This is a genomic window from Thermococcus sp. (assembly GCF_027063845.1).
Classification (GTDB): Archaea; Methanobacteriota_B; Thermococci; order Thermococcales; family Thermococcaceae; genus Thermococcus.
On the sequence record NZ_JAMOQU010000072.1, the window covers coordinates 44267 to 62974 of the forward strand.

Below are 18708 nucleotides of genomic sequence, written 5' to 3' on the forward strand. Positions count from 1 at the left end.
GGGTTTCCGAAAATTTTCCATGACGGTGGTGAGAATGACGAGGAGCGGCCTAGATGATGTTGATAGAAAAATACTCACGATACTCCAGCGGAACAGCAGAACGCCCCTTCGTGAGATTTCCAAGGAAGTCGGTCTCGCCGAATCAACCATATACGAGCGCATAAAGAAGCTGAAGGATAGAGGAATAATAAAGAGGTTCACGGTCATTCTCGACCCAGACTCATTGGGCTTCAAGATTCTCGCCTTTATTCTCATAAAGGCCCACGCGGGCATGTACAGCCACGTCGCGGACGAGCTCAAGAAATACCCCCAGATATGCGAGGTCTACGAGACGACCGGGGACTACGACATGCTCGTCAAGATTAGAACAAAGAGCAGTGAGGAGCTCAACGAGTTCCTCGACAAGATTGGAGAGGTCGACGGAGTCGAATCAACCCACACAATGGTCGTCCTCAAGACCCACAAGGAAACGACCGAGCTCCCGCTCTAACCATTTTTGCCCAGTTAGGGTTATAAGCGGTCACCCATATATTCTTCTGAACGTTAAGGGGGTGGTTGAAGTGAAGGTTCTGTTCCTCAGTGCCAACGATTTTGAGGACGTCGAGCTGATTTATCCGCTCCACAGGCTCAAGGAAGAGGGTCACGAGGTCTACATAGCGAGCTTCGAGCGCGGGAAGATTACTGGAAAGCACGGCTACACCGTTGAGGTTCAGCTGGCCTTTGACGAGGTTGACCCCGATGAGTTTGACGCCCTCGTTCTGCCCGGTGGAAGGGCACCCGAGAGGGTGAGGCTCAACGAGAAGGCCGTCTCGATAGCCAAAAAGATGTTCGAGGACGGAAAACCAGTCGCGAGCATCTGCCACGGGCCGCAGATACTCATCTCGGCCGGTGTGCTCAGGGGCAGGAAGGGAACGAGCTACGCTGGAATAAGGGACGACATGAGGAACGCTGGGGTAGAATGGGTGGATGAGCCGGTTGTCGTTGACGGCAACTGGGTCAGCTCAAGGCACCCCGGGGATTTATACGCCTGGATGAGGGAGTTTGTCAAACTGCTCCGCTGAGAAAGCGTTTTAAGGTTTCTCCCCTCTTTTCTACCGGTGGAAGAATGAACCGGTGGGAGCTTATCAGGGCTTTTCTCACGGGGCCGTTAATAGAGGTAGCCGTCCCAAAGCCCGGGAACGTGAGCAGGAGGAGAGACTTTGAGGATTTGAGCATCTACAACTTTCTCGTTGCGTATCCTGCTTTGGCCGGCATCTACCACGAGGCGATAAAGCGGGCCGAGTCAATCCGCTCCGGCCTTCTCAGGCCGAACGAGGCAGGGATAGGGGAGCTTATAAGGCGGAGCGTTGAGGCGAGCAAAAGGGTTCAAGGTGGGAACCCGAACTTTGGGGTAATCGTCCTCTCGATTCCGCTCCTCATGGGGCTCGCAATGACGAAAAAGATACGCGAGGGTGGCGAGAAGGCAAAGCTACTCATCGAGGAGTCAACGGTCGGGGACACGATGGAGCTCTACCGGGCGATAAGAATCGCGAACCCCAAGGGGCTCCCGAACGGGGTGAAGTACGACGTCTACTCGGAGAAGGCCTTCGAGGAGCTCTTCAGGGACAGGATAAACCTTTCGAGGATTGCCGAGATTAGCGGAGAGCGGGAGCTCGTCTTCCGCGAGTGGATTGGGGGTTACCAGCTCACCTACAAGACCTTCGAGAGGCTCGCCGAAAGAATCCCCGGCCCGCTGGAGGAGACCGTCGTTGGAGTCTTCATCGAGCTCCTCGCTGAAAACCTCGACACGCTAATCCTGCGCAAGGCAGGCAGGGAAGAGGCTGAGCTCGTTAGGGAAAAGGCGAGAGACGTCGTGGAGGGAAGGATGAGCTCCGAGGAGTTCGACGCGTTCATGCGCGAGAAGAGTGACTTAAGGAACCCGGGAAGCTTAGCGGACATCATGGCAGTCTCGCTGAGCCTGCTGTTTTTGGCTGGGGTAAGGGTCGAAATGAGAAACGGAAGGGCCTGGCTGGTCACCTCACAACGGTGAAGCGCTTGGCGGCGGGTGCGTAGCCGAGGGCCTTGCTGTCTATCACAACCGCGTCCTTGCCGAGTTCATCAACTATCCTCACGGGGAGCCCAGAGAGCTCAAGAACTTCCTCGTCGCCACCGAACTCCTCGTTCACCTGGGCCTTTATGAACTCGTAGGCCTCCCCTCCAACGAGAACCACGTCGGGCTCGAAACCCTCAAGCTTTAGCTCGTTTGCCTTCTCCTCAACGGCGCTCAGAATCCTTATCAGGTCTCCGCGCATTTTCAACACCGGTGAAAGTTCAACCCGGACGATTTAAGGGTTTTGGAAAAATCAGAGGCCAAAGGCCCCCTTGATGCCGTTTATAATCATCTGGACGGCCATTGACGTCAGGATTAGACCCATCATCCTCGTCATTACCTTTATGCCAACCCTACCGAGGCGAGCCTTTATCACGTTTGCCGAGCAGAGGACGAGCCAGACGGTAACGCCGATAAGAACTATCGTGAGCAGAACAACCGCCCTCTCAGCAACGCTCCCCGCCTTTGCCATGTAGAGCATCACCGTCGTTATGGCACCTGGGCCGGAAATCAGGGGAATTGCGAGGGGGATTATGGCGACCTCCTCAAGCGTGACGACTTCTTCATCGAACTCCTCCGTCTCCTCCCTGCTTATCTTGACCGAAGAAAGCTTGCCTGAAAGCATATCCATTGCCATCCTGAAGAGAAGGATTCCACCGGCTATCGCAAAAGCGTCAACGCTCGAACCGAAGAACCTGAAAATCCACTGACCGATGAGGGCAAAAACAATTAGGGTCACGATAACGGTCAGGGCCGTTTTCGTCGCTATCTCCCGCCTCTCCCTCAGGCTGAGGTCATGGGTAACACTCAAGAACACGGGAACGGCTCCAACTGGGTTCGTTATCGCGAACAGGCCACCGTAGAGAATCAGAAGGTACTTAAAAAGAGTCACAACGTCCATCATGACACCACCAACCGAGCACGATGGGCTGTCCTTAAAAACTTAATGGGTTTGTTACGTTACAAAGTTGCATCAAGAAAAACTTTTTAAGGTTTTGTTATTACCTCAAACGGTGATATCGTGGGGCATTCCATCCACTATCAAACGGATGTGGAAGAGTGGGGAGAGTTCAGCAAGTTTGTTGAGAGGGTCGCCTACGGGATAGGCTACGAGATAGAGGCCATCGGGGAGTCCTTAATACTCGACCCGGGCCATCCGCTGGTCGAACCCCTGGTGATAGAGAAAAGGGGAAGGGGCTTCGCCAAGACCAATCTGATAGAGCCCCACCACTCCATTTACCTGCTCATCCTTCATTCCATAGCGTTCTTCGGCTCGGTGGAGCTCTGGGAGGACTGAGAGAGATAGACCTCGATTATCCTCACGGGCTTGGCGCTCCTGAAGGCCCTGTCTTCCACGAGAATCTTAACGACCCTGCCAGGCTTAGCGTCTGGAACAGCTGGGAGCCAGTAAAGGCCGGGCTTGACGTTGGCGGAGAGGTCATCGTGCACGAATACCCTGACGAGGTCGCCCTTGAGCTCCTCGACGACACCGTAAGTGTAGTCCCTGCCGAAGGTTCTCTTGAAGTACCAGCGGAAGAGCAAAACTGCCACTGCTACTGCTCCTACATATGCGTAGTAGTGATAGATTTTTGGGGATGTTAATTTCAGTAGCGAGTACCCGAGAAATGCCAGAAAAGATATAATAGAAACTCCATAGTAAAAAACCCTATACGGTTTCTCTTCGATGAGGAAGTTGCCATAGCGGAGTATAAAATAGCGAAGGTAGAGAAAGTAGGGGATTGAAACAGCTAACAGATAGAGGGGAGTGCTTGTTAGGAACACTACAGCAAAGTTGGCTATAAGGTACGTCAGGAAGCATAGCTGGAGATGAAGGCTGATGAGTTCATTGACTGTCATGGTCTTTCTAACCAACCGACAAAGAATTCTAAACTCAGGAGGTCTTAACTGGGGAGTCGGATGTATGATCTCCTTAATGTGGTACTTAGCTTTCCTAAAAAGCTCCTCTGTAGCTTCACCAATTGAATAAAAGAAATCTAAAAGGGACATTCAATCACCTCACGAACAGTTATACCCATAAAGAAGGTCGCATGCTCCTTGAGACCCCATGATATCCTCACCTGTCTGGGGATCTAAGAAGAATGGCACTGTACTAAGGTCTCCTGAGGATAAAATCCCCTTTGATATACCCCATACTCTATAGCCCCAAACCTTTGTTTTATGCTTAAAGTAGTAGCTAAGGAAGTAATAATCCGTGCTGGATTGACCTTCCTCCACTGAAATTCCAAGTGTGAGGAATAAGTTAAAGAGTTTCTGGTCGTAAATAGGATCAGGTATCATAAAACTTACAAGTCCGATGGGATAGTACCGAGTTCCGTATTTGTAACCCATCTCATCCTGCATCTGATGAGAGAGTGCAACGTAAGAAACGTGATTGATATTACTTCCTTCGAGTCTCTCAAAAAATGACCACCCATCTTCTATGGCTATATACCTCTGATCCAGGAGACAGTTAATAAAGGGTTGTATATCATATACCGTGGCATTGCTCGATGTTAAGGAAGAAGTTGCTAAAGCGGATTTGGACTCTATGACTTGATCTAATGTTGTAGTCTTCCAATAAAGTGTTATACCATTGAAATAGGGATCCTCAAGTAAATCAGTAGATGTGTCATACTTGCGGATGGCTATCCATTGGTATTCTGTCCTTCTATTTGCTTTTTCACTATCAGTAACTGCATAAACGTAGGTAAGTGGCTCAACCCATAACCGATAATAGTTATCGTTGTTAACTCTTCCATCAGTTACGTCTTTGAGCTGAGAATCTTTGGAGACTGAAGAGTACGGCTTCATAAGGGCCTCATAAACGTGGAAAGTGTTTATTGGATTCCTACCCACAATCCTTGAGAGATGATTCCACCAGGGTCGGTGGATTGCAAGACCATCATTACTTTGGGTTCCATCATCCGTGAAAAGTAACATGTTACCGGTTGCGTCTTCAATACCAACGCCAGAGTCCCAGTCTCTAAAATTCCTCTGAGCTCTCATTCTGAACCTAACAGCAAATCCACCGTAAAGATTCAAAGGATTTTGGTTCAGCGGAATCTCAACCTCATCTCCACCATCGATTGTAAGTAAATCTCTAAAGAACTCAAACACTGCACTTCCATCTCCTTTAGTTGGAATAGTTTCGTTGCCAAAGTACATTTCCACAGTCACGCGCCCGTTATTTGGAATCGACAGCCTGAGCCACACCAAAGCGGTTTCTGTCGTTGGATCCCAATACTCTATCCAGAACGGCACCGGATTGCAGTTTGTATCATAAAAGGCAATTGAAGAGTTTGTTTGGTAAGGATCTCCGGAATATGTATTCTGAGTATTCTGGAAAATAAAGTCCAGAATCTGAGTTGTGAAGCCTTTGGCCGTGCTTAGCAGGAGAGGAATCTGGTAGTTATTGAGATCCATTCCCACGTTGTTCTCAATGGTCAGGTTTATACGATAGCCGAGAGGAGAACACCATCCCTGTGGAAGTCCCGTTCCAGTTCCAGAGGATGTAACGTTGCTGAACTTAAGGACTCCAATATCTCCGCTGTTGAGGATTATATCCCTTGTCGTCGCAGGGATTCCGTTAATGCTTAGGTTAGAAACATGATTACCAGAAGAGTCCCATATGTCCGTTAGGTTGTACTGAAAATCCGTTCCAAAGTAACCTATAACCGTCGACGAGGTACCAACCCCTGTACCGTTGGCAATAGTAAGTGGCCTTAATCCGAGCTCTGGATAGGCATAGGGACAGGCCCTCAGAGATCGCTGATACCTTCCCCCGGTCATTGCTGAGAATATAGGATCCTCAAGATTGCGAATGTCAACAGTTGAGTACACGTATCCGCCTGTTGAGGGTATTGGCCCTTCATAAATGACAAGACCAGATAAATCTGTGATCCTAACTTGCGGTATACGAGCTTTAATAACAATTGTAAATGCATCAAGAGGTGCCACTGTTATTTCCGCAGAACTAACAATATCGCTTATTGAGGGATGGAGGCTATACCCCTGATCATGAAGTAGCCTGCTCACATTTAAGAGCCAAGTTTCGAGAGTCTGACCTTTCATAATGCGGAAGGTATCGTATCCAGCGAGTGGAGGGGATGTACCATTCTTCATTAAATCGCGAATAGTGTTGTTGGCCCCATACGAGGGATTTATAAAGTTTCCTGTAACGGCCACGTAATCAACCGCGGCAACAACGGCCCTTTTTCCGGAGAGTTCCATAACCTTTTGAAATTCAATATTCAGGAAACTAACTACATCATAGGTCCTCTCAACCTGAGTTCGTTCACTCTGGGCTTTAATTACTAATAGAGATACATCCTCATATGTTGCTAAAAGAAGGAGGAGAGGAATTAAAAGTACAATAGCTGTAGAGTTAAGAAGGAAACCTCGCCTCATTAGCCCTCCCTCCATACGCGCAGGGTTATCTGGATTGGTTTAAAGAGACCGGGAATATCTCCCATGGACGCAACTTCTATACGAATCGTTGAGGGGAGTTCAACGAGAATCGGATTGCTCTGGGTTCCGTCCCCACCAAGGTTGTTGAACAGTCTTATTATCGCATCGTCAACGGCATATATAGTACGGCCATTCAGCAGATCATCTGCGGTTAGGTTACAGTAAGGAGCATCCCCCGCAAGAATGTTGTGAGGAAAGTTATCACCTATCCAGTAGTAAGTTATGTTATACCCATTACATCCATCACGAATATGCTTTGGGAAGACGTTACCATAACCAGCGTAAGCTTGGATAAAGTAGTTTATGAGTGCCCTGCTTTCTTGATATCTAAATCCATACTGGTCAACATCTGAGCTCTCAGCCACATAAGTGTTCATTTGACCAGGTACCATCATGCTATCGGTTAGTTTAGAATACGCAGCTCTTATCATATAGATGTCCGAATAATAATCGTAGAAAACCTGACCGTTCTCTGAGAGCGTGGTATACGAGGTTGGCGTAAATGTTGTGAACTGAATAGCAGTCCATATATCAACATACCAGGGCTCAGCGTTCGATGGTAAATAATAACTAAAGCTCATCCTCTGATACCTGTTGCCAACTGAAGCCCCACCATATTGGATATCATCATAATCCTTAAAGATTGAAAGGGGAATCGAGTACTTCGTAGTTATAGCTCGAGGGATATAATCTATAGTAACATACGACTGTCCATTGCCATATAGTCTGCGTAATCTGTAGTTTGTGTCGTATCTAAAATATCTTATACTCCTGTCCCACCACGAATCAAGGGCTATAACAAGGTTAAAATATGTTTTTGAAAGGTTTTCCAACGTAAATCCATAGTTCGCAAGTCCTTGCTCTATATCCTGTGCCGTTATATCAGTTGTCACGACACCCGTAGGACTTAGTGTTTTGTGAACGAGCTCGTAGTAATTAGCACCGTATGCATAGTATATCCTTATATCACTCACCCCCTCAGTCACAAGATGTAGTGAAATTGATGTTATGTTCCCAGGGACAAAAAGTGCATTAAGATAATATATTCCTGTATAACTCTGAACATCGTAAAGCTCCCCGTACCTCTTTGCTGGATCAAAAAGCGATGTATTTGTGCTTTTTGTGATGTATTTAACATACATCATTGAACCGCTACCATACCCGAGTTCGTAGCAGTAATTAGGTAAGTAATGCGTGGTAAACTCAGCAGTCAGATTATTATCTCCAGACGCTAAATAACCCGAAACATCAAAGTGATAACCAGCACTCAAGGGGTAGCCATTGAGCTTGAAGTAGGAAGTCTGAGCACCGGTCCTCTCTACCAAATTAAGATCCGCGCTCTCTATCACTGCATCATAGGGCAGTTTAAAGTGTGTCTCAACGCGTAAGGTGTTGGAGTGCCATCCGTAGTAGGAATAATAGTGACACCGTGCCAGAACTCTCTGTATTCCAAATATGTCGGACCTCTCAAAGGTTGCTCTCGTTAAGTATGCCCTAGCCATGTACCCCCGTGGCGTTTGGTTGTATGCGTAACCGCTCATTATTAGCGTCGCAGGTGAAACATCAGAAGCCGTGGAGTAGCTTGATCCAACCTTTCTCAAATATGGGCTGGTGTAATTGTTAATTAGGAGCTCGTAGTTGTATTCCGTGAGCGTTTTATTGAGGATATACCCCAGGATGATTTCCGCCTTGTGGCTCAGGTTTAAATTAGGATATATCGGAGCAGTTGCCCAGTAGGTTGCAACTATGTCAAGAGGACTCATATCAGGACTCACGAGATCAGTTTCAAGGATTCCATTGTGGATCCAACTTTGAATGACACTAGGATCGACTATCTCATTAAGGGGAACTGTTCTAAGGGCCAGTAAGGTGCTCGATGCTATCTTTCTTGACTGATCCCTCATGTAGGTGGAGTAAACCTTTGAGCTGTTTTCAGTTACAGCAATTATGCCAGTAACGAATAATGTTATTATTATTAAAGATAACATTGCATCAAGTGTAAGTACAAATCCTACCCTTGCTCTCATCTCTCATCACCCATCGTCCCATACAACAAGTTTTAGCATGCCCTCCTCGAACTTTGGCTTTAAGTTCCACTTTATAGAGGGTATGATGGAAATTTCAATACTTTCTCTATCCCAGCCATTTACAGAGTAAAGCCATATCCCTATAGGAATCTTTATCTTGTTCCCTATGAGATCTTTTAGAGGAATTATTAGGGTCGTCGAATTTCCTTTGTATAGAATCGTTGTATTGTCTCTAACAAGAACTGCTCTAACTGGTTCATTAATCTCATCTTTATAAACCATCAAACCTCTAACATCCGACCCACTCAAGATTACGAAGGTTAAATTACCCACTCCCTTGGGAACTGAGATAAGCAACTGTGCATTTAACGGCAATTTTCCGTCAAGAATTCCGTAAACAAGAGGTCTCTCAGGAGAGGGTCCCCTGGATAGGTTGTATTCGAGTCTTTCGACAATAATATTTTTCTGAGCAACTTCACTCCACGGGGAGTTATTTTTAGATTCTTGTACAACATTCATGTTTGTCGTTAAAGTACCATTTATAATAGCAAAGTAGTACGTGGGGCTTCCCTCATCCATAAGCTCTGATGCGTAGGTGTAATTGACCGTTATATCGGGTACGGTACTATCATAGGCAGATACTGTGACAATGACGTTTCCGTTTCCGGAGAATTTAAAGGAATAAGGACAGCTACCGCCTCCAAAGTTTATCTGAAAATTACTGGAGTCTGGTCCAGTTATGTATATCCTAACAAAGGTACCCTCGGGGAGTGTTTTGGTGTATATATATTGGCCTCTCTTAGCAGTCAGTATCGCAGTATCAGCTAGAATGAAACTTAGAGTGTCACCATCTGCAAGGTTAATACTACTGCCTGTTTTCAGACTACATATCTCCTCATTTATATAGTGGTTCCCATTTCTAACAATCTCAATGTAACTCACTGTTACAGGGTTGTTTCCATTTCCGCCGGATACTTGAAAGTATACCCCCGGTGGATTACCATTGGGATTCGAAAATGTCATGTTATCAATATAGACTTTAGGAAAGCTTCCACTGATTCCTACTTGGAACTTTGAGATATAAGTGAAAATAAGAAAATCCCTTCCCATCGACAGATTGGTGAGCTTATCAATGAGCTCATTCGCGTGCTCGTTCATAGCGGTTATCTTGTCATAACTAAGGCCAAAACCCGTCTTCCCTCTCAGTCCAAGAATTTTAACTCTCACAAAATTAGTTTCCCAGTCCTCCGGCTCACCAGGGCTCTTTGTCAGAATGTCCAGCATGTTGTCCGCTATGTTTACCCTCTCATACCATCCAACCATCGAGGCTATCTCACTCCTTAGGTTCTCAGACGTAGCCGAGACTGTACCAAGTATCATGATTACAAGAACTATCGAGACGAGCGCATCCATCGAAAAGAGCTGGCCGCGTCTCACGATACCACCTCCCAAGTCCCACCAACCGTGACGTTGAATTCGATAAGCCGTCCCCGATAGTAAAGGTGACCTTCTTCAAGCTGAAATCCTTTTACATCCTTAAGATACTCCTTGAAAAATTCTCCTATATCCCTAGCTATTCTGGAGTCCCTTGAAGTGTTCTGAGAGAGACCATGGATGAATTTTACAGCTATCGTGATATTCCTGTCGCTTTCGGAAGTTACACCGAGTCCCACAAACCGAAATCCCACACTTCTGTATTCAGTATAGTTTTGTATAATCTCATTCAGCTTCTCGTATCCTGGCTTGTTAGTGACAACCCCCGTCTCGATGTAAACTGCGGCCTGTGCCGCGGCGTCCCTTACCACCGTTATCATGACTGAATCTCCGCTCTCGTGGACATATAGAGGAACAATAACAACTATCCCAGTGAGTATTATCCCAACTATGAAGAGCATCTCAATCGCGGTCTGTCCTTTACGGATTCTCGCTGACCCTAACATCTAACCCACCGACAGTCTCGTTGTATTTACAAACTATCCAGAGTTCATCATTTGATTGTGTGAGCGTGACCGCACTACTTGATACAATGGGCACGGGAACCTTCTGGGCGGTTGTATAGGTTTCCCCGTTAATTTCCGCTTCGACTTTTAGTTCGTTAGATGTCGCGTTTAATATGACCCTTACGTACTCACCGCTTTTCAGCGCGAATGGGCTTGTCTTCCTAACCGCGAATCCATCTCCAGAGGCATAAACCTTGGTCACAGTATCCCGAAGGTCAATTGTGAAGACTTTTAGCTTAGTGGATGCGTCGAACGCCTTCACCTCTTCAACTTCGTGGGTTGCAAGACTTATCAGACTTACGATGGTTAGGGCGACAAGTGTCACGGCGAACATGAGGTCAAGACTCACCTGGCCGCCTCTCATTTTATCCCCCCGGATTAATATTTATCCTAAGCTCACCAGCCGTTCCGTTATAAAACCAAGAGTCCTCTCGGTCAGGATTCCATTCAACGACGATTTTCAATTCAGAGGGTAAGGTAGCAGGGTCAAGACCCAGCCCATAAACAGTCACTCCATCGTCCGCCCATTTAAGCGTGACTCTAGGGCTTACCCACACAGAGGAGTTCTTAAACAGGTCTGCTTGGTACATGGCTCTACTCCAGAATGCGTTTTTGCCCTCACCTAAGCGAATCAGCCTTGCTGTTCCGGTGCCGTTCACGACAGCCACATAGGTTCCATTTCCCCCCGAGGGATACGACCCATACGTGATGAATATCCTCGGAGTGACTACATTTAGCCCTTTTTCTAAATACGAGGGATTCCTAAGATACACTACTTTAATATATGTTGTTGCCTTTGAACCTGGCCCTTGGGCGTAAACTTGGCTTATGGTGTTGGAGATTGCGTTGGCGAGGCTTTTTTCCTCAAGGGCGATTTGAATCGCTAAAGTACTGGAGGAGGGAGAGCTTGAATCAAACCCCACGTTCTTGACGGAGTAGAGTAGCATAATCAGCATTACCGAAAACACCAACATAAACTCAAGCGAAATTTGACCGCGCCTTCTAAGGACTAACCCCATCTCACTCCCTCCATAAGGTCATAGGATTGAACCATATTTAACGGTTACTCCCCAGATTTGTCTTCAACGACCGCAAATATGCCAGAAGGCGTTCTCTTTGTTTCTACGCCAAAATAACCCCCCGTGAACAGCTTAAACTTGTACTTCTCGGGAGTGAGCCCGTGTTTGGTGACGATTGTCCGGAGTTCGTCTATGAAGAACTGGGTGAGTTCGTAGTAGAGCAGGTCGAGCGAGCTCTTCACTCTGTCCCTTACGGCGACCACCAGGGGGAGAATTGCAAAGCCAAGCAGGATTAACGGTGTGCCCGTCAGAACCGTCGCAAGGCCGGTCAGTCCAACAATGCCCCCAAGAACCGCGTAGGAGAGCCTTTCAAGCCTCTTGAGCTTCTTCCCGAGCTTAACCTTCTCCTCCCAGATGTCGAGTAGGGCTGGATTGTAAAAGTCGAAGGCCGTGTGGCGCTTTCCCTTGGCCATCCTCTCCCTTATCAGAGCGTCCCAGTCGTCGGTGTAGTAGATGACCTCCCCGCGAAGCTTCGCCCTCTCGGCGTCGAGGGAGGAGATAATCCTGATTATGTCCTCCGCACTTTCGTGGGCGATGTGGGAGTAGACGGACTTCTCGTCGAGTTCAAGCGCGACCTCCACCGAGTCTTTGATGTTCTCCATCACCCCTCACCCTCGGGAACTGGGTAGATGTCGTCGAAGTCAGGCAAACCGCTGAGGAGCTCGCTCTTCTTGGTTTCAGCCTCCTTCTTGGCCTCCATAAAGGACCTCGCGTACTGCTTGGCGGTTTTGACGATTTCCTCGATGCTCCTGCTCTCGTAGATTCCGCTGAGGAGCGTGACGACCTCAACTTCCCTCTCACGCGGGTCCGGATAAAAGCCCCTGAAAATCTGCTTGCCACGGATTTTGCTCGTGAGGTAATCGAGGGCCTCGAAGATGTCTCCGGCCTTGAGAACCTCCGGCGGGCCGTGTATTGCGACGAGACCGTAGAGGGCGGACTCGATGTTGGCGTCGAGGTAGAGACCCTCACTCTCAAAGGACTTGATTATCAGCCTCGACAGGCTCTTCACCTTGCTCGCTTCAGCTTTTGCGTAGCCAACGGTGGCGAAGCTTCCAAAGGCCTTGAGGACGAACTTGAGGTCGCTCGCGTCGAGGGTTTGCTCGCCAGGGACATCCACAAGGGCCAGAAGAGAGGCTATCCTCTCGACTATGGTGTAGTTAATCCTCTCGTAGGCCCTGCTTATGTCGTCGTTGCCCTCCTTCAGCTTGTTGTTGTCTATTGCTATTATTGAGTCGGCAATCTTGGAGAGCTTGTCTATCGTTATGGCGGCGTTGATTGTGGGCCTTATACCCTCTTCCCTGAGCGGGAGCGCGCCGATGGCAACGACAAGCGAGTCTGGGTACTCCTCCTTCAGGGCTTCCGCGAGGACGGGCGTTCCGCCGGCACCGGTTCCACCGCCAAAGCCAAAGGTAAGGAAGAAGATGTCAACGTCCTCGTAGCCGACTAGGGAGTTTATCTTGCGCATCACGAGCGGTAGGTCGCGCTTCATGGCTTCTCTGCCCAGTATTGGGTTCGCATTGACACCCTTACCGCCTGTGAGACTCTCACCTATGAGTATCCTCCTGTCCTGTGGGACGTGCTTGAGGTACTCCAGGTCGCCGCGGGAGGTGTTCACCGCGAGGGTTTCAAAGTCAACTAGCGCGAACAGGTCGGCTATCTTCGTCCCGCACTGGCCGATTCCTATTATCAGGGCCCTCAAGGGCCTTCACCCCACGACCTTCTGGATGAACCTGTCGTTTTTGTACGTCAGCACCATTGCATCACCGCGAATGTAGCGTATGAAGCCCGTTGTGAAGAGCTCGACGGCCATCCACCTGCTCGATGGGGAGTAGAACACAAAGAGCACGTTTCCGTCCGGGGTGTAGCCCGGAACCAGCACTATCGAGGAATCCACCGGCGCGGTGTAGTTGGCCACCACTACACTTCCGTTCTCAACGCGGAAGTTGAGGTAGGGATTGTAGGCGGAGACGTTGTAGCTTCCGTAGGGCGCCACGACTAGGTAGTAACCCTCGCCTATTTCAGTCGTATTGGACACCACAAAGGAGTTTCCATAGAGCCTGACGAGGGAGTTCACTATCTCGTAGGTCTCGTTCTTGGAGAGTCCGGATGTCACGATTGTAAAAAGCTCCGAACCGAGGGCCAGCCTGACGTCATCAAGGGTGACCTTCGGAACGAACTTGTAGCGGGAGAGGTACATCACTGCAAAGGCCGTCTCGACGGGCTTTCCGTTGATTTCACCGCTCTGCTTGGCCTCGATGACAAAGTTGAGGGTGTCCCTGCTGAAGTTGTAGCCGAACTCAGCCAGAACGTCGGTAACGCGAACGGTCAGCTCAACGGTGGGTTTCTCCCGGATAACGCGGCCGCTCATCGGGTCGTAGTAGGGCTTCCAGTAGGCCCATCCACCGTCAACGCGCTGGGAAACGAGCCACTCCGCGTGGGGCTTGAGCTCGTCCTTGGGCACGATTCCCCGAAGGGCCTCAATTATTGAAACGGTCGTCATGACGTCGGGCCTCAGCATGTAGGAGAAGTATGGAGTCGAAACGTAGATTCCCCATCCCCCGTTGGAGGTGCCCAGAACCCACTTAACTGCGCGCTGAATCAGGGAGTCGTTGGCAGGAACGCCGAGGTCAAAGAGGGCCCTGACGGCGAGTGCCGTCTGGTAGGGCTGGGGGCCGAGGTTGTTGCCCCAGAGGCCAATTCCATAGGGAAGCTGAGAGGAAATTATGTCGTTGATGGCCTTCTCCTTTTCCTCCGCCGAGAGGGCGTTGAAGTGGAGCAGTGTCTCGAGGGCGTAGAAGTAAGCGGGGGAGAACCTGTGGGTGCTCACCATCCTCGCCCCATCGACAGTGAGAGCTTCCCTGGCCCACGAGAGTGCCTTCTCGACGGACTCGTTGGTCGGAACGCAGTATTTGAGAGCGAGGAGGGCGTAGTAAGTTGCCTTCTCGTTTGACGGGCCGGGTTTGACAAGGGGCCAGCCCCCGTCGTCGTTCTGGAGCGACTCAAGGGCGGAGCACGGGGCAACGTAGGGGTTCTGCTCAGCAGGAAGCTGAGGGGTGTACTGCTCGAGATATGCAACAGCCATGAGTGCGAATGCAGACGTCTTGACTACCTCAGGAGTCGTGAGGGGATACGTTGGCGACGAGAGCCAGTAGGCGTAGTCGCCGGAAACGTTGGCGAGTTCGAGCAGTTTGCTCACGAAGAAGGACGTGGTGAAGTCAAGGGGCCTGACGAGCTCAAGGGCATAAGTGAGCATGGTCCTGTCGAGGGTCGTTATAGAGTCGCTCCTGAGGAGTTCCTCAACGTTGGAGACAAGGTCCTCAGACACAGGGTAGTTAACGGCGTGGAGGGCTATAACCTTGAGCGCAAGAGCCTGGGGAGCGGGGAGGGTCGAGGGGGCGGAGAGGAGGAAGCCGACTGCGTTCTTTATTGGGTTCTCCGTATAGTAGTAGCCGTACTCACCGAGAGCCCAGACCGCCATGACGGTCGGGTAGAAGGCGGGAGCACTGTCCAGGACGTAGCCCCAACCTCCGTCGGACGAGGACGTCAGAAGATAAGATACCGCACCCGAAACACCCTCGATGAGAGCGGAGCGATGAACCGGAGAAACGTACGGTTCTGCCTTAAGAAGGGCAATAAGGGCATAAGAAGTGTCAACCACGTTGCTTGTCTCGTTCGGAAGGTAACCCCACCCGCCGTCAGAGTTCTGAAGGGAGAGCAGTCTCATGGTGAGGGAGTCGATTTTATCGGCAGACGTGTTGCCAACGGCCTTCTGGGCACCGGAAAGGGCCATGAGAACGAGGCTCATTTCTCGAACGCTCTGAACGTTGGAAGAGGTATCTTCGAGAAAGTTAACGCTCCAGCTGATTTGGCCAGCGTAAGCGCCGGGAATTACCAGGAGGATGACCATTAAAACCGCCATTATCCTGTTCATATACTCACACCCCAACCAAAAATGGAGAGGAATCTAAATAAAGTTTTCCACGTGGCGTGGAATCAATCAGAGATGAACCTTCCCGTCAATCCCCTTCCTCTGCCGTCCACGTCGTCGCGCATGATGAGAACGACCCTGCTCGGCTCGTACTCGTCCTCGATGTGGTAGCCGGGGAGGTGCCTCACGAGCTCCTCGGTGAAGGCCCTGATTTCCTCGTGCCTCGGCATGTTGTTGATGGTGAGCCTGTTCCGCGAGAAGCCGACGAACATGTAGGCTTTGGCCTCGACGAACATCGGGTTCGCTATCTTAATCAGCTCGGCGTACTTTTCGGGACTGTGCATGTTCTCGCCTTTAACGAGGGTTAGCCTTATCACCGTCCTCGTTTCCGCGTCGCGCATGAGCCTGAGCGTCTCCATAATCCTTTCCCAGCCGTCGGGAATCATCGGGACGTTGACGCGGTTGTAGGTCTCGATGTCCGGAGCCGTGAGCGAGACGTAGAGCTGGGTCGGGAGCTTGTCCTCCCTTATCATCTCCTCCAGCCTCTCCGGAACGGTTCCGTTGGTGACTATGAAGGTAGTGAAACCGCGCTTGTGGAACTCCTCAACCAGGTCGCCCATGTAGGGATAGAGCATCGGCTCGCCCGAGAGACTAATCGCCGCGTGCTTCGGGTTCCAGGCCTCTTCGAACTTCTCCCTCGGAACCTTGGGGTTGCCCTTGTAGCCCACCAAAAGCTTCCTCTGGGCCTTTATGCTCTCCTCGACGATGAAAGCAGGGTCGTCCCAGGGCCGGGGAAGCTCTGTTCCCAGAAAGCTCTCCATCGGGCGCCAGCAGAAGATGCAGTTGTGGGTGCACCAAGCTAAAACTGGTGTCATCTGCAGGCAGCGGTGGCTTGCTATGCCGTAGAACTTCTGCTTGTAGCAGAATCTGCCCTTTGTGAGGCTCTCCTTGAGCCAGTGGCAGAGCTTAACGCCACTGTGCCTCCCAACGAGCTCGTAGTGCTGTTTTCGAAACAAGAGCGCGATTTCCTCCGGCATGTTAGGGTTGGCCTTAACCACTATCGCCATTAGTCTCACCTAACCCAAACTCGGAGGAGGTTTTAAAAACCTGATTGGTCGCGACTGTGCATCGTCGAAAATTCCTTCGTCAATCTGCGAAAGGTTTAAAAGGTGGAGGCCGAGCCCACAACCATGATGCGCATAAAACCCGAACCCATGCTCAAGCCGAGGGAGATAGTTCTCTTCCCTGGAGAGGAGCCCGAGGAAGATAACGAGAGGCCTAAGGTAAAGCTCCTCCACGAGATAAGGCGCTACCGCTTGGCCTGAACAACCACGATGTCCTCAAAGAAGAGGTGCCTTTTGGCGACGACCTCAGCCCTAAGGCCGACTTTCCGGAAAAGATTCAGCGTTTCTTCAATCCCGGTTATCGAACTCTGGACGAGGTAAACCCTGCCGTTCTCGGTCAGGTAATCAGGCACCTCCCGGATGAACCGGTCTATCACCTCCCTCCCGGTTTCCCCCCCGACGAGGGCCAAATCTATCGGTTCCTCCGGCTCGCCCGGTAGGTATGGGGCGTTGAAGGTTATCACGTCGAACTTTCCAGAAACGTTCTCAAAGAGGTCGCTCAGGCGAAACTCGACGTTCCCGATTCCGTTCAGCAGGGCGTTCTTTCTGGCGAGTTCTACGGCCTTTGGGTTCACGTCAACGCCGAGAACGCGTTTGGCTTTTCTCGCCATGAGGAGGGCTATAATCCCCGTCCCGGTTCCAACGTCGAGTGCAATCTCACCGGGCTTGACCTCAAGGGTCTCGGCGAGGAGAAACGTATCCTCCGCCGGCTCATAGACGTCCGGGTGGAGTTCAATCCTTATTCCGTAATAGACCGGCATCGCCATCGCCAAGAGAAAAGAAAGGGAAATCACTTCTTCCACTCGGTGTAGCCGCACCTTCCGCAGGACCAGCGGTCCTTGTGGTTGGCCATGAAGACGCCCGGCCCGCAGCGCGGGCAGAACTTGTTCTTCCTGACGACCTTTCCACCCTTAACCTCGTAGAGCTTCCACTTCTGGCTGGTCTTCTTCTTGCCCTTGGCCATTTACACCACCTCACTCTTCCTCCTTCTGAATGAGGCCGTCCCTAACGAGGATGTACTCGGGCTCTATGTAGAGCATCCTCTCCCTCGTCTCGTAGGCCTTGGCGTAGCCCTTGCTGACGTGGCTTCCGAAGTAGCTCCTGATGTACTGGAGAACGGTGGTGTTCGGGTCGAGGTCGAGCATGGCAACGAGCTTACCCTTCACCGCTTCCCTGCTCGGGGTAGGCTCGCCCTCGTGGATGATGTCAAAGTATATCTCCTTTCTTCCGAGGAGCCTGTTCTCCCTTATCTCGGTCACCTTAATCTCCATCACGAACCACCTCCATCTTGGCAAGTATTTGCGCACACCTGCGCTTGCATTCGGGTGTTACCTTTATAAGCACTACCCCCTCGTCGGGCTGGCCGTAGAGGACGACGGAGTTGAGAGGGGCGTAGAGCACCGCTGGAACAGCCCCCAAATCCTCCTCACCGCTGACGAGTATGTGAACCGGCCTGCCCCGCTCGACGAGGCGGAAGGCCTTTCTGACGGCGTCTAATAAAGCTTTCGTTATGGTCCCAGGGGGATTTGAAACGGTCATGAAGACGGCCTTCGCGTTTATGTCGGGAGAATAGTCGGTCCTCTTCGTCCTGAGGTCGTAGAGGGCAAGGGAAGGAGAAATGCCAAGCTTGAGGACGTTCTCGGTGACGACATCCCCAACGGTAATTACAGTTTTACCCCTAAGCTCGTCCTTAATCCGAAGGTAGGGCTCCGGAATCGGGCCCTTTATCAGCTCCCCCAGCGGTTTCTTGAGCTCTCTCCTGAGCTCCTTGGTTAGGCGGAACAACATTTCACCTGACCCTTATGGCGTATTTGCCAGGAACCTTCGCCGCCTCTGGTATGCTCTCGCGGAGCTTCTTCGCTATCCTGCTCTCGGTGTCGAGGATTATGACGAGGTCGAACCAGTCGTCGCTCAAATCCCTGCTCCCGCAGACGGGACAGCGGTCCTCGGTCGTTATGTAGTGGCAGTGCCTGCAGGCCCTCTCCTTCGCCATG

General features: G+C 50.4%; 23 protein-coding genes. 5 read left to right on the top strand and 18 right to left on the bottom strand.

Going from position 1 to position 18708, the window contains the following annotated elements:
* Positions 1-34 precede the first annotated feature (34 nt).
* The 3 genes from MVO87_RS05105 to MVO87_RS05115 all read left to right on the top strand — a co-directional run bounded on the left by MVO87_RS05105 (position 35) and on the right by MVO87_RS05115 (position 2029).
* Entirely contained in the window at positions 35-490 is a 456-nt protein-coding gene (locus tag MVO87_RS05105) for an Lrp/AsnC family transcriptional regulator (protein ID WP_297552487.1), read from the top strand.
* 70 nt (positions 491-560) lie between these two features.
* Positions 561-1061, top strand: a complete 501-nt coding sequence (pfpI, locus tag MVO87_RS05110) for a deglycase PfpI (protein ID WP_297512519.1) — start codon at positions 561-563, stop codon at positions 1059-1061.
* 44 nt (positions 1062-1105) lie between these two features.
* Positions 1106-2029, top strand: coding sequence for a triphosphoribosyl-dephospho-CoA synthase (locus MVO87_RS05115; RefSeq protein ID WP_297552457.1), 924 nt, complete (start codon positions 1106-1108; stop codon positions 2027-2029).
* Here the strand turns inward: MVO87_RS05115 and MVO87_RS05120 are convergent.
* Positions 2013-2291, bottom strand: a complete 279-nt coding sequence (locus MVO87_RS05120) for a family 4A encapsulin nanocompartment shell protein (protein ID WP_042691463.1) — start codon at positions 2289-2291, stop codon at positions 2013-2015. The two genes, MVO87_RS05115 and MVO87_RS05120, sit on opposite strands and share 17 nt — an antisense overlap.
* A gap of 51 nt (positions 2292-2342) precedes the next feature.
* Positions 2343-2990 (bottom strand): neutral amino acid NAAT transporter SnatA, encoded by a 648-nt coding sequence (snatA, locus tag MVO87_RS05125; RefSeq protein ID WP_524540271.1) that lies wholly within the window; start codon positions 2988-2990, stop codon positions 2343-2345.
* Between the two features lie 120 nt (positions 2991-3110).
* Between snatA and MVO87_RS05130 the strand changes: the two genes are divergently transcribed.
* Positions 3111-3386 carry a TonB-dependent receptor gene (locus tag MVO87_RS05130; RefSeq protein WP_297552459.1) on the top strand — a complete coding sequence of 92 codons (276 nt, stop codon included), beginning with the start codon at positions 3111-3113 and terminating at the stop codon, positions 3384-3386.
* Here MVO87_RS05130 and MVO87_RS05135 read toward each other — a convergent pair.
* From MVO87_RS05135 to twy1, 11 genes are all read right to left on the bottom strand, one after another.
* Positions 3341-4096, bottom strand: coding sequence for a DUF2101 family protein (locus MVO87_RS05135; RefSeq protein WP_297552461.1), 756 nt, complete (start codon positions 4094-4096; stop codon positions 3341-3343). The two genes, MVO87_RS05130 and MVO87_RS05135, sit on opposite strands and share 46 nt — an antisense overlap.
* A gap of 9 nt (positions 4097-4105) precedes the next feature.
* Positions 4106-6496, bottom strand: coding sequence for a DUF2341 domain-containing protein (locus tag MVO87_RS05140; protein WP_297552463.1), 2391 nt, complete (start codon positions 6494-6496; stop codon positions 4106-4108).
* Positions 6496-8583: a TPM domain-containing protein gene (locus tag MVO87_RS05145; protein WP_297516364.1), complete on the bottom strand. Its 2088-nt coding sequence runs from the start codon at positions 8581-8583 to the stop codon at positions 6496-6498. The genes MVO87_RS05140 and MVO87_RS05145 overlap by 1 nt, the downstream gene beginning before the upstream one ends.
* A 6-nt stretch (positions 8584-8589) precedes the next feature.
* Complete coding sequence (locus MVO87_RS05150) at positions 8590-10020, bottom strand: hypothetical protein (RefSeq protein ID WP_297516366.1); 1431 nt, start codon at positions 10018-10020, stop codon at positions 8590-8592.
* Positions 10017-10523: a hypothetical protein gene (locus tag MVO87_RS05155; protein WP_297516368.1), complete on the bottom strand. Its 507-nt coding sequence runs from the start codon at positions 10521-10523 to the stop codon at positions 10017-10019. Before MVO87_RS05155 ends, MVO87_RS05150 begins: the two co-directional genes overlap by 4 nt.
* Positions 10498-10947 (bottom strand): hypothetical protein, encoded by a 450-nt coding sequence (locus MVO87_RS05160; RefSeq protein ID WP_297516369.1) that lies wholly within the window; start codon positions 10945-10947, stop codon positions 10498-10500. The genes MVO87_RS05155 and MVO87_RS05160 overlap by 26 nt, the downstream gene beginning before the upstream one ends.
* Before the next feature lies 1 nt (position 10948).
* Positions 10949-11602 carry a class III signal peptide-containing protein gene (locus MVO87_RS05165; protein WP_297552465.1) on the bottom strand — a complete coding sequence of 218 codons (654 nt, stop codon included), beginning with the start codon at positions 11600-11602 and terminating at the stop codon, positions 10949-10951.
* Positions 11603-11646: 44 nt separating this feature from the next.
* Positions 11647-12267: a hypothetical protein gene (locus tag MVO87_RS05170; RefSeq protein ID WP_297516372.1), complete on the bottom strand. Its 621-nt coding sequence runs from the start codon at positions 12265-12267 to the stop codon at positions 11647-11649.
* Entirely contained in the window at positions 12264-13361 is a 1098-nt protein-coding gene (locus tag MVO87_RS05175) for an FtsZ/tubulin family protein (protein ID WP_297516373.1), read from the bottom strand. The genes MVO87_RS05170 and MVO87_RS05175 overlap by 4 nt, the downstream gene beginning before the upstream one ends.
* 6 nt (positions 13362-13367) lie before the next feature.
* Positions 13368-15593 (bottom strand): prenyltransferase/squalene oxidase repeat-containing protein, encoded by a 2226-nt coding sequence (locus MVO87_RS05180; RefSeq protein WP_297516374.1) that lies wholly within the window; start codon positions 15591-15593, stop codon positions 13368-13370.
* 62 nt (positions 15594-15655) lie between these two features.
* Entirely contained in the window at positions 15656-16657 is a 1002-nt protein-coding gene (twy1, locus tag MVO87_RS05185) for a 4-demethylwyosine synthase TYW1 (RefSeq protein ID WP_297516413.1), read from the bottom strand.
* A gap of 123 nt (positions 16658-16780) precedes the next feature.
* On the opposite strand from twy1, the gene MVO87_RS05190 reads away from it, so the two are divergent.
* Positions 16781-16915: a hypothetical protein gene (locus tag MVO87_RS05190; protein WP_297516375.1), complete on the top strand. Its 135-nt coding sequence runs from the start codon at positions 16781-16783 to the stop codon at positions 16913-16915.
* Here MVO87_RS05190 and MVO87_RS05195 read toward each other — a convergent pair.
* From MVO87_RS05195 to spt4, 5 genes are read right to left on the bottom strand one after another with little or no spacing between them, the layout of a single operon-like run.
* A complete protein-coding gene (locus tag MVO87_RS05195) occupies positions 16900-17475 on the bottom strand; it encodes a HemK2/MTQ2 family protein methyltransferase (RefSeq protein WP_297516416.1) in 576 nt (191 codons plus the stop codon). The genes MVO87_RS05190 and MVO87_RS05195 overlap by 16 nt on opposite strands.
* A gap of 29 nt (positions 17476-17504) precedes the next feature.
* The gene (locus MVO87_RS05200) at positions 17505-17678 is read right to left on the bottom strand and encodes a 30S ribosomal protein S27ae (protein WP_011250646.1); all 174 of its coding nucleotides are present in this window, start codon (positions 17676-17678) and stop codon (positions 17505-17507) included.
* A gap of 10 nt (positions 17679-17688) precedes the next feature.
* Positions 17689-17985, bottom strand: a complete 297-nt coding sequence (locus tag MVO87_RS05205; protein ID WP_297516381.1) for a 30S ribosomal protein S24e — start codon at positions 17983-17985, stop codon at positions 17689-17691.
* Positions 17975-18502, bottom strand: coding sequence for a GTP-dependent dephospho-CoA kinase (locus tag MVO87_RS05210; protein ID WP_297516383.1), 528 nt, complete (start codon positions 18500-18502; stop codon positions 17975-17977). The genes MVO87_RS05205 and MVO87_RS05210 overlap by 11 nt, the downstream gene beginning before the upstream one ends.
* A 1-nt stretch (position 18503) precedes the next feature.
* Complete coding sequence (gene spt4 / locus MVO87_RS05215) at positions 18504-18707, bottom strand: transcription elongation factor subunit Spt4 (RefSeq protein WP_297063806.1); 204 nt, start codon at positions 18705-18707, stop codon at positions 18504-18506.
* Between the last annotated feature and the right edge of the window lies 1 nt (position 18708).

Coding starts and splice junctions, on each gene's coding strand:
- twy1 (WP_297516413.1), bottom strand. CDS start 16,657: ATGGCGATAGTGGTTAAGGCCAACCCTAACATGCCGGAGGAAATCGCG.
- MVO87_RS05210 (WP_297516383.1), bottom strand. CDS start 18,502: ATGTTGTTCCGCCTAACCAAGGAGCTCAGGAGAGAGCTCAAGAAACCG.
- MVO87_RS05105 (WP_297552487.1), top strand. CDS start 35: ATGACGAGGAGCGGCCTAGATGATGTTGATAGAAAAATACTCACGATA.
- spt4 (WP_297063806.1), bottom strand. CDS start 18,707: ATGGCGAAGGAGAGGGCCTGCAGGCACTGCCACTACATAACGACCGAG.
- MVO87_RS05160 (WP_297516369.1), bottom strand. CDS start 10,947: ATGAGAGGCGGCCAGGTGAGTCTTGACCTCATGTTCGCCGTGACACTT.
- MVO87_RS05135 (WP_297552461.1), bottom strand. CDS start 4,096: ATGTCCCTTTTAGATTTCTTTTATTCAATTGGTGAAGCTACAGAGGAG.
- MVO87_RS05180 (WP_297516374.1), bottom strand. CDS start 15,593: ATGAACAGGATAATGGCGGTTTTAATGGTCATCCTCCTGGTAATTCCC.
- MVO87_RS05195 (WP_297516416.1), bottom strand. CDS start 17,475: ATGCCGGTCTATTACGGAATAAGGATTGAACTCCACCCGGACGTCTAT.
- MVO87_RS05115 (WP_297552457.1), top strand. CDS start 1,106: ATGAACCGGTGGGAGCTTATCAGGGCTTTTCTCACGGGGCCGTTAATA.
- MVO87_RS05205 (WP_297516381.1), bottom strand. CDS start 17,985: ATGGAGATTAAGGTGACCGAGATAAGGGAGAACAGGCTCCTCGGAAGA.
- MVO87_RS05140 (WP_297552463.1), bottom strand. CDS start 6,496: ATGAGGCGAGGTTTCCTTCTTAACTCTACAGCTATTGTACTTTTAATT.
- MVO87_RS05190 (WP_297516375.1), top strand. CDS start 16,781: ATGATGCGCATAAAACCCGAACCCATGCTCAAGCCGAGGGAGATAGTT.
- MVO87_RS05120 (WP_042691463.1), bottom strand. CDS start 2,291: ATGCGCGGAGACCTGATAAGGATTCTGAGCGCCGTTGAGGAGAAGGCA.
- snatA (WP_524540271.1), bottom strand. CDS start 2,990: ATGGACGTTGTGACTCTTTTTAAGTACCTTCTGATTCTCTACGGTGGC.
- MVO87_RS05155 (WP_297516368.1), bottom strand. CDS start 10,523: ATGTTAGGGTCAGCGAGAATCCGTAAAGGACAGACCGCGATTGAGATG.
- MVO87_RS05200 (WP_011250646.1), bottom strand. CDS start 17,678: ATGGCCAAGGGCAAGAAGAAGACCAGCCAGAAGTGGAAGCTCTACGAG.
- MVO87_RS05165 (WP_297552465.1), bottom strand. CDS start 11,602: ATGGGGTTAGTCCTTAGAAGGCGCGGTCAAATTTCGCTTGAGTTTATG.
- MVO87_RS05145 (WP_297516364.1), bottom strand. CDS start 8,583: ATGAGAGCAAGGGTAGGATTTGTACTTACACTTGATGCAATGTTATCT.